Raw genomic sequence first — 8,726 nt, 5'->3', positions numbered from 1 at the left:
ACCAGAACTGCGCTCATCTCGTCTTGCATGGTGATCCCCTTGTGATCTTTTTTGGCGGGTGGTGGCAAGCACCTAAAATTTCAGAAGCGGGACACTATGTTCACCTAGCCTGCCGCGTTTTGTAGCAATTGGCCTTGATAAACACAGGTTCCTCCCAGTGTTTTGGCTTGAGCGCTCCGTTCTTCGTCCCGATTTTTGAAGATGAGAAACTCAAACTAGAATATCAGTTACGCCTATTTAGCGGGCTTGTGTACTGATGGTGAATACCTAGAACGTAGCGGAACCCTATGTGTTCACGGCTTTTTTTCTCTGCTTTTTAGGGGATCGCGGAGAAGCTTCATGTTCCAGTGGTGCAAGTAGGCACAAAAAAAGGCCCGCCTTGAAGCCAAGGCGGGCCTTTGAAATACGTCTCTAACTGGCAGAAATTAGCCGATCAGGGAGTTGTACATGATGTAGCCGATGCCCAGAGGAGCAGCGTAGCGCAGCAGAACCTTCACAGCGCCAAGGTATGCGCATGGGATGGTGCCGTTGTTGGTGAGTTCTTCGGACAGTTTGCCGAACAGGAACCAACCAGCGAACACTGCAGTAAGAGCGCCGCCCAGAGGCATGAGGAGACGGTCAACGGTCTCGGACAGGAAGTCGAAGAACGTGAAGCCCATTACCTTCAGCTCAGGCATTGCGCCCAGAGACAGGGAGCAAGGGATTGCCAGCAGGAAGATCACGATAAACGCGCCAGCTGCGGTTACGCGGCGGCTCACACCGTACTGCTCTGCAAAGAATGCAACAGGAATTGCCAGCAGAGAGATAGAAGAGGTGAGTGCTGCGATCAGAAGCATTGCGAAGAAGAGGATCTGGAAGAACCAGCCTGCAAACATTTCGCCAAATACTGCTGGCAGAGTGATGAAGGTCAGGCCCGGACCTGCGCCTGGATCCATGCCGAATGCGAATACTGCAGGCAGAACCAGAAGGCCGCCGAGAAGCGCAACAAGACATGCAAGGGTAACAACCCACCAAGAAGCGTTAGGAATGTTTGCTTCTGGGTTCAGGTAGGAACCGTAGGTGATCATTGCGCCCATGCCCAAGGACAGAGAGAAGAACGCCATACCCAAAGCTGCGCCAACCATTCCCACGTCAACGTCTGCCCAGTTAGGCTGCAAGAAGAACTTAACGCCTTCCATTGCGCCCGGCAGGGTCACACTGCGGATCACCAGGATCATGAGCAGGATGAACAGAAGTGGCATCAGGAACTTAACAGAGCGTTCGATACCATCGGTAACACCGGCCACAACGATAGCAGTGGTCAGGCCAAGGAAGGCCGCAGTGTAGATGATAGGCTCTGCTACGCCGCCAACAAGACCGCCGAACTGGGTGCCCAGTTCTTCTGGTGCGGCGCTGAGGGTGCCAAAGATACTCTTTACAAGGTACGCGATGGTCCAACCACCAACGACCGAGTAGTAAGACAGAATGATGGTGCCGGTGAATACGGCCAGAATGCCGACGCCGGTCCAGCGTTTACCGCCAAGTTTCAAAAAGGTGCCAACCGGGTTTGCCTTTGCACGACGGCCAAGAGCGATCTCGGTCATGATAAGTGCAACACCCATGGTGGCCATAATAATGAGGTAAAGGGCAACGAACGCGCCGCCACCTTCAGTGCCTGCTAGATATGGAAATTTCCAGATATTTCCGAGACCGACTGCAGATCCGGCTGCGGCCATAATAAAACCGAAGCGGCTGCCCCATTGTTCGCGTTGCATTGTTAATTAGTACCCATCAAGAACTGGTAGTTTGTTTCTTCCAAGCGCTCGTGCTTGAAATGAAATAATCGAAGAGACCGTTTGAATGAACTTTTCGACAAAGTTGACCGGACATAATGCCGCAACGTATTTCTGATTATATGGGAAGAGTTGCCGTGAAATTGCTATACACTCCGTCATTGTTTCTAGTTGCATTGCGTAGGGGTAAACCAGAGGTTTGCTGAGTGGCGGTGCACTCGCCTACTCGTTCTCCATGATTTCTCCGGCAATTTAACGGCATGGGTTTTGAAGATTTCTTTATTGAATCATTCTCAATTATAAAATGGCAGGATGCCTGACCTGTATCGGTTCTCTAGCGATAATGAAGGGGCGGCTTTTTCCCGATCGGTCAAAATGTCAACAAAAGGGAGTACCAAGCGGTACGCTTCAAAGTGCTTCCAGCCGAATGCATTCAGCAACAGTGCGTGCAGGTAAAAGCCAATAGCTTGATGCTTTAAAGCGAGGGCTTGGCTTTGATAGATGCCGTACGGTGCACCCTTTGACGCGCTAAGTGCGTGTTCTGCTTATTCCGGTTACGGAATGTGGAAAAGGCATAGCTATTGGCGGAGCCTCGTCAGCGATTCAAAATGGGGAGACTGAAACATCCCGATCCACTGAGCTATGCAGTTCTGGCACTTCACGCATGATCGCCGGTTTGATGTCTATAATCATGGTGCCGTTTAAACAGTCGAGACCGTTCACGGTGATAGCCGCGCCTTCAATTGCCTCAATGCGGCAGGTCGCCGAGCCGATAGGGTTCGGGCGGTGGGGTGAACGTAAGGCGAAGGTTCCGGTTTCTTTTCCAGACAAGTGACTCACCTGAACAAGCTTGTCACGCTTCCCCTCTCCCAGCCAATAGAGAACCTGAATGTACTGGCCGCTTTCCAAGCCCATGAGGCCCAGAGTGAACTCGTCAAAAAGGTGCAGGGTACATGGTGGCCCGTTAGGGCTGATGTTGGAGGGGCACTGATCTAATGTTTTGTAAGGTGTCTCGATGGTACCGATTGGTAGAAGTTCAGCGTGCATTCTTTTAATTCCTTTGGTTTTAAGCCTGCTTGAACGCGGCAAAGACATAGGTGAATACGGTGGTTAGGATTACGCTGCCGCCGACAAGGGTGAGCACTGGTGGCACTTCACCGAACACGGCAAAGCCGAAGAGCGGAGCAAGAATGGTTTCCACCATCAGAATGAGGCCGACTTCTGCGGGGGTGATGTAGCGTGTGGCCGTTTGTGCAAGCACGCGGCCGAACGGAGCGGTGAATAGGCCCATGATTGCCATGATCAGCCAAGTGTTCAGAGAGAACGAAGCTGGTTCGGCAAAAAAGAACAGGGTTGCAGCCATAAAAAAGCCGCCCATGCCCACGCTCGCCATGCGGCTGGTGTTTTGATATTTGCGCATAAGTGCCTGAATGAGCGACAGACAGACCACGGCAAACAGTGCCAGCGCGTCACCCACCCAGTTGCCCTGCCCGAATGACCCGAACACAACAATACCGATACCCATCATGACGAGGGAGATAGCAACCCACGTGGACGCTTTGGTCTTTTCGCCCGTAAGCATCCAGCTGAACAGAGCGGAAATGGCGGGTGTACTGCTCATGATGATGAATGTGTTGGCGATGGAGGTCAACTTGATGCTGAGAATGAGACCTGACGCGCTGCCGAGCATCAACAGACCCGCCGCCAGCACGGGCCATCCGCTTTCTTTCAATGTGAGAAACAGACCGCGCTTGTCCAGAAGCTGAATAAAGATCGGCATCGAGATGGCGGTATAGAGACCGAATAGAAACGCTGTGTTGATTGCACTGGTGCCTGAAAAGCGCACGATCACCGGCTCGATACTCATCAAGAGCGCTCCTGCCAGTGCCATAAGGGCGCCTTTTGCCTGCAGGTTCGTTGCCCAAATCGGGGCGGCTTTGTTTATGGTTGAGGAGGACATCAGGAAACGCCTTTCAAAAATCATACTGAATGGTATGAAAAATATCGCTGGCTTTTCTCCTGTCAAGCATTATCATACCAACTAGTATGATTTGCGGGTGAGCTAGCTGATGTCAAAGATGGAAGAAAAGCGCGAACAGAAGCGCCAAGCGATCCTTACAGCGGCGAAAACGACGTTTTTAGAAGACGGATATGTTCTTGCTAATATGGATAAAATCGCGGGGGCTGCGGGCGTTACCAAGCAAACGGTGTACCGCTATTTTCCTTCCAAGCCGGAACTGTTCAAGGCTGTGATGAAAAAGATGGGAGAGCAGCCAGCAGGCACTTTTTTGGAGGAGCTTAAGGCAGCGGATGACAGAGAAGCGCTGGTGAATTTCTCCAAAAAGTTCATCGAGTTCCATATCGGTGAGGAGCAAATTGCCCTTGCCCGCCTGATTATTGCTGAAGGCGCAAAAGCCCCAGAACTGACCTCGGTGTTCTTTCAAGAAGGACCGGATGAGGTAGGCACGGCACTCGTTGCTTTCATGCGCGATCGGCTCAAGCTGGACGATCCTGAAACCAGCGCAACGATCCTTGGTGGTGCGCTCCACTCCATCCGCACTCAGATCTTGATGGGTATGCCGTGCCCACCAGCCGATGAGATTGATCGCTTTGCGGAAAAGGCAGCGCGGATGTTTTTGCCGTCATAACAAAAAAGCCAGCCGACGGCGTTTTTCCGTGGCTGGCTTTCGTCGTTCTGTGAACGTCTCTTACTTGTAAGAGCGTGGGTAGGTGGAGATAACGCGGCTAGCGGTAGAAACGCCTGCTTGCAGCGCGTTGCCCATGCCTTCGCCCTCTGTGAGCTTGGCGATGAAGGCAGCGTTGAAGGTATCTCCCGCCCCTACGGTATCAATGACAGTGACAGGCGGTGCGATACGCTCGTAACGCTCACCGCCAGTAAGGGCGATGGCACCGCGCGGGCCACGCTTGATGATGAGGTGGCTGTGTGCCTTCATCTTTTCGCCGAGGCGAACGCCTGCTCGCTCCTCGTCTTTCTCATTCACTGCTGCCCGAAGTTCTTCGTCATTCAGCAGCGCATAGTCACAAAGGGCGAGCCATTCACGTAGGTAGCCCTTGGCGGTGTCGTCCCAGCCTTGCGGTGGCCAACCCGGATCAATCGCGGTTTCCCAGCCCTTTGCGCTAAGGGCCTTCATAAGATCAGCAACGCCCTTGCACAGCTCCGGCATGAGGAACTGACCGGAAATGAGCGCAATGGCAACGCCCTCTGGCGCATTTGGAATACGGTCAATGAGTGAGGTCGCATCTGCGGTTAGCAGGTGACCGGGGGTGGTGAAGAAAGCGCGGTCGCCGCCTTTATGAACGATGCCCACGGTGAGCGTGGTCGCATCATCGGTTTCAATCCAGTCGCAACACGCTGGATCAAATTCCCCCTTTAGCCACTTGCCATTCACATCGGTGCCGATGGTGGAGATGTAGCGGTGGGGAACCTCCAGACCGGAAAGGGCAAGGGAAGAGTTGCCTGCGGACCCGCCTGCACGCATCTCGCTGCGGCTCATTTGAACCTCAGTGCCAACTTTTGGCCAGCGGTCAATCTCCCCCATTACGAGGTCAACGTTGGCATTTCCGAAAATGAGAATACGCGGCGTGCTGTTTGTGGTCATAAAGGCCTTCCTACAAGTGTTTCGCGCAGGGTCGTAAAACCGAAAGGGGCAGTTCAATGACTGCCCCTTTGATGTATGTGTTTATTATTCCGATGGGATACGTGCAACTACCGGCACATAGTCCTCAAGGTGATCAATCGGGAATTTGACCGTCTCACCTGTTTCGGCAGAGGCGTAGAGCGCCATCAAAATTTCAACGACGGCCAGACCATCATCAAAGGTTTCCAGCGGGGTTTCCCCTTTGCGGAAACACTCTACCATGTGGCGGTTTTCATCGGTGTAGCCGTAAACGCCCGCCTCATCTTCCAGAACCGGCATAAGGCCCTGCTCTGCGTTCTGCTTCTCTACAAGGTCTTCACCTTCTTCGCCCGATACTTCGCGGGACATGAAGATTTTAAGGCCGGTGTTGAGGGAATTGAACTCCATGGAGTATTCAGGGCCGAGCAGTTCAAGCTGAATGCGCAGACCAGCACCAACATAAGCCCAAGAGGTTGTTGCCTCGATCACCACTTCGTTGCCATCGCCATCTTCCAGCAGCACCGTGCCGCGGGCGAAGTCTTCAGAAGGACGCTTGTGGTAGTCAACGGATGGGCCATAGCGTTTGATCAGCTGGTCGGCGTAGTTCTTGCGCACCCACTTAAGGTTTGCGGTGGTGCCGTTGACTTCTTTTACCTTCAGGCTTCGGCGTTCAGAGCTCGGTTCTGTCAGAAGGTGGCGGGCCACTTCTACGGAATGACACATCATGTCGGAAAGAACGCCGCCGCCCTGCTTGTCGCCCTGCCAGAACCACGGGCTGTGCGGGCCGGAATGCTCTTCCGCAGCGCGGGCAAGGTACGGACGGCCGGTTGCAGAAGCTGCACGACGCCAGATGATTTCCTTGCCGCGAATAACCGGCGTACAGAACACCTGATTTTCCAGATAGCCGTGGTTGAGCTTGGCGTCGTTCGCAAGACGCAGCATTTCGCGGGCTTCGCCGATGGTGCGCGCCAGAGGCTTTTCGCAGGCGATAGCGAAGACCTTGGAACGACCTTCTGTGATTTCTTTATGGATGGTGCGCATCACTTCCACGCGGGTGTGGTTTGGTGTCAGCAGCCAAACGGCGTCCACATCATCAGCGGCCAGCATCGCTTCTAGGGATGTATAGGCCTTACAGTTGCCAAGGCCGAGGTCTTTAACGATACCGCAGAAGCGCTCACAGCTTGCAGGGTCTAGGCCAAAGACAGCGGTTACATCCACATTGCGAACGTTGATCATGGATTTCAGGTGGAACTCGGCGATAAAGCCAGAGCCGATGAAACCAACGCGCAGGCGTTCTTTAGGTAGTGCACTCATGATGGGTTCTCCCGTTTATGCATTTGTTTTGGTGCGGCGGTTGACGCACGCACACGTAGTTCTGTTGGCAAAACAAGCGGCTGCCCCGCACGCTTGTCGCCAACCAGCGTTGCATGCAGAAGGGCAAAGGCTTGTTGGCCTACCTCTGTGCGCGGCTGGTGAATGGTGGTGAGCGGAGGGTCGCAAACCTCGCTCCAGAAAAGATTGTCAAAGCCGACGAGGGAAACGTCCTCCGGCACGCGGTATCCAAGCCGCTTCAAAGTGCGGTTGGCGCCAAGGGCCATCTCGTCGTTGGAAAAGAAGATCGCAGTTGGCGGTTGCGGCAGGTTCATTAGCTGAATGGCAGCTTCTTCGCCGGAGATCAGCTCGAACGTGCCGTTTGCCTCGTAGCCTGCAGGAATATCGAGGCCTGCTGCAGCCATTGCCTTGCGGTAGCCGATCAAGCGGTGCTGGCTCATAAGCTCCTGCAAGGGTCCGCAAACATGGGCGATATGCCGATGCCCAAGGCTAATGAGGTGCTCAACCGCCGCTTCTGCTGCTGCAACATTGTCGATCTGCACCAAAGGCAGCGACACATTCTCGATTGCCTCCAGCGCCAGAACCACCGGCAAGTGTTTGAGCGTGCAATCCTCCCGCAAGGCTTTTGGCAGCTTGCCACTCATCAGCACCATGCCGTCTGCCCGTCCGTCGCGCAACATCTCCACATAGGTGGAAACGAGCTTGCGGTCGTTATCGCAGTTGCACATGAGCACCGAGTAACCAGCTTGGCGGGCGGCAGTTTCAACCCCTGCCAGAACGTCCAGATAAAACGGGTTCTTGATGTCACGCACCACAAGCAAGATGGTACCGGTGCGTTTGGTTCTAAGGGAACGGGCAATCACGTTAGGCCGGTAGTCGAGCGCCTCTGCCACCTGCTGTACGCGCAGCCTTGTGGCTTCGGTTACTCGCTTGTCGCCGGAAAGACTACGCGAGACTGTGGCCGTGGAGACCTGCAAGTGCTCGGCAATGTCTTTAAGGGTGACGGGAGCTTTCATGCGCGAAGGCCTTTGCCACGTCCATAAAACACCATGAGCACAAGAAGGGTTCCGCCGAAGATGATCTGACGGCCAAACTCGTCAATGTTCACGGTTGTGAGAATGGACTGGAGGATGACGAGCAAGATCGCACCCAGCATGGTGCCGGTGTATTCACCTTTACCGCCTGCTAGAGACGTGCCACCAAACACCACCGCGATGATGGAGGTGAGCATGTACTGGCTGCCAACGTTGGCAAAGGATGCACCGGAGTAACCCAGAAGACAGATACCGGCCAGTGCTGCAAACACACCTGACAGCGTGTAAACCGCGATACGAACGGTGCGAACCGGAACGCCAGCCATTACAGCCGCTTGCTCGTTAGAGCCGATAGCATAGATGCGCAGGCCAAAGAGAGTTTGACGCAGTAGCCACGCCATAAAGCAGCCAATGCCGACCCACAGCCACAAGATGCCCGGAAGACCAAAGACAAACGGCTCGGAAACAAAATCTGCCAGCGCAGGGGCGGCAACACCGGATGGTACGCCCTGACGGATAACCACCAAAAGGCCCTGAATAACGCCAAGCATACCAAGGGTCATCACCAGCGGCGGAATGCGAAGCAAGGTAACGCCAACACCGTTGAGAAAGCCGAAGAAGGCTCCGGTCACGATGGTAAGCACGAACGCAAGCGGTATGTTGATGTTCATACCGTCCATCAGGTTACCCGCAACGATAACAGAGAGTGACACCACCGCGCCAACGGAAAGGTCGATACCTTCTCGGCCACCAAGGATCACAAGGTTCTGACCCGCGGCCACGATGCCAAGCAGAGCGGCAACGGTAGCAAGGCGGATGATCTGGTCTAGCGAGGTAAATCCCGGTGACAGGATTTCACCCACCGCTAGCAAAATGACGATAAGCACGAAGGCAACAAACAGCGGCTGTTTGATAAGCTCGGAGGGGGACATTACGAAGAGGTTTTTCAT

8 protein-coding genes are annotated in these 8,726 nt (G+C 54.2%); 1 reads left to right on the top strand and 7 read right to left on the bottom strand.

Going from position 1 to position 8,726, the window contains the following annotated elements; all coding sequences use genetic code 11:
- Positions 1-425: 425 nt before the first annotated feature.
- The 3 genes from E1162_RS02910 to E1162_RS02900 form a co-directional block, all read right to left on the bottom strand.
- Entirely contained in the window at positions 426-1,754 is a 1,329-nt protein-coding gene (locus E1162_RS02910) for a sodium-dependent transporter (RefSeq protein WP_155126521.1), read from the bottom strand.
- A 621-nt stretch (positions 1,755-2,375) separates the two neighbouring features.
- Positions 2,376-2,819 carry a tRNA (N6-threonylcarbamoyladenosine(37)-N6)-methyltransferase TrmO gene (gene tsaA / locus E1162_RS02905; RefSeq protein ID WP_155126518.1) on the bottom strand — a complete coding sequence of 148 codons (444 nt, stop codon included), beginning with the start codon at positions 2,817-2,819 and terminating at the stop codon, positions 2,376-2,378.
- A gap of 19 nt (positions 2,820-2,838) precedes the next feature.
- On the bottom strand, positions 2,839-3,732 hold the full coding sequence (locus E1162_RS02900) for a DMT family transporter (RefSeq protein WP_257098615.1): 894 nt from the start codon (positions 3,730-3,732) through the stop codon (positions 2,839-2,841).
- A gap of 109 nt (positions 3,733-3,841) precedes the next feature.
- On the opposite strand from E1162_RS02900, the gene E1162_RS02895 reads away from it, so the two are divergent.
- A complete protein-coding gene (locus E1162_RS02895) occupies positions 3,842-4,420 on the top strand; it encodes a TetR/AcrR family transcriptional regulator (protein WP_155126512.1) in 579 nt (192 codons plus the stop codon).
- A 60-nt stretch (positions 4,421-4,480) separates the two neighbouring features.
- On the opposite strand, the gene E1162_RS02890 is transcribed toward E1162_RS02895, so the two are convergent.
- The 4 genes from E1162_RS02890 to E1162_RS02875 all read right to left on the bottom strand — a co-directional run bounded on the left by E1162_RS02890 (position 4,481) and on the right by E1162_RS02875 (position 8,726).
- Positions 4,481-5,392, bottom strand: coding sequence for a carbohydrate kinase family protein (locus tag E1162_RS02890; RefSeq protein WP_155126509.1), 912 nt, complete (start codon positions 5,390-5,392; stop codon positions 4,481-4,483).
- A gap of 84 nt (positions 5,393-5,476) precedes the next feature.
- The gene (locus E1162_RS02885; protein ID WP_155126506.1) at positions 5,477-6,724 is read right to left on the bottom strand and encodes a Gfo/Idh/MocA family protein; all 1,248 of its coding nucleotides are present in this window, start codon (positions 6,722-6,724) and stop codon (positions 5,477-5,479) included.
- The gene (locus tag E1162_RS02880; protein WP_155126503.1) at positions 6,721-7,758 is read right to left on the bottom strand and encodes a LacI family DNA-binding transcriptional regulator; all 1,038 of its coding nucleotides are present in this window, start codon (positions 7,756-7,758) and stop codon (positions 6,721-6,723) included. The genes E1162_RS02885 and E1162_RS02880 overlap by 4 nt, the downstream gene beginning before the upstream one ends.
- Positions 7,755-8,726, bottom strand: coding sequence for an ABC transporter permease (locus E1162_RS02875; RefSeq protein WP_257098614.1), 972 nt, complete (start codon positions 8,724-8,726; stop codon positions 7,755-7,757). The genes E1162_RS02880 and E1162_RS02875 overlap by 4 nt, the downstream gene beginning before the upstream one ends.

Source organism: Pseudovibrio flavus, from assembly GCF_009711345.1.
Classification (GTDB): domain Bacteria; phylum Pseudomonadota; class Alphaproteobacteria; order Rhizobiales; family Stappiaceae; genus Pseudovibrio; species Pseudovibrio flavus.
This window is presented reverse-complemented; position numbering and strand designations above follow the sequence as displayed.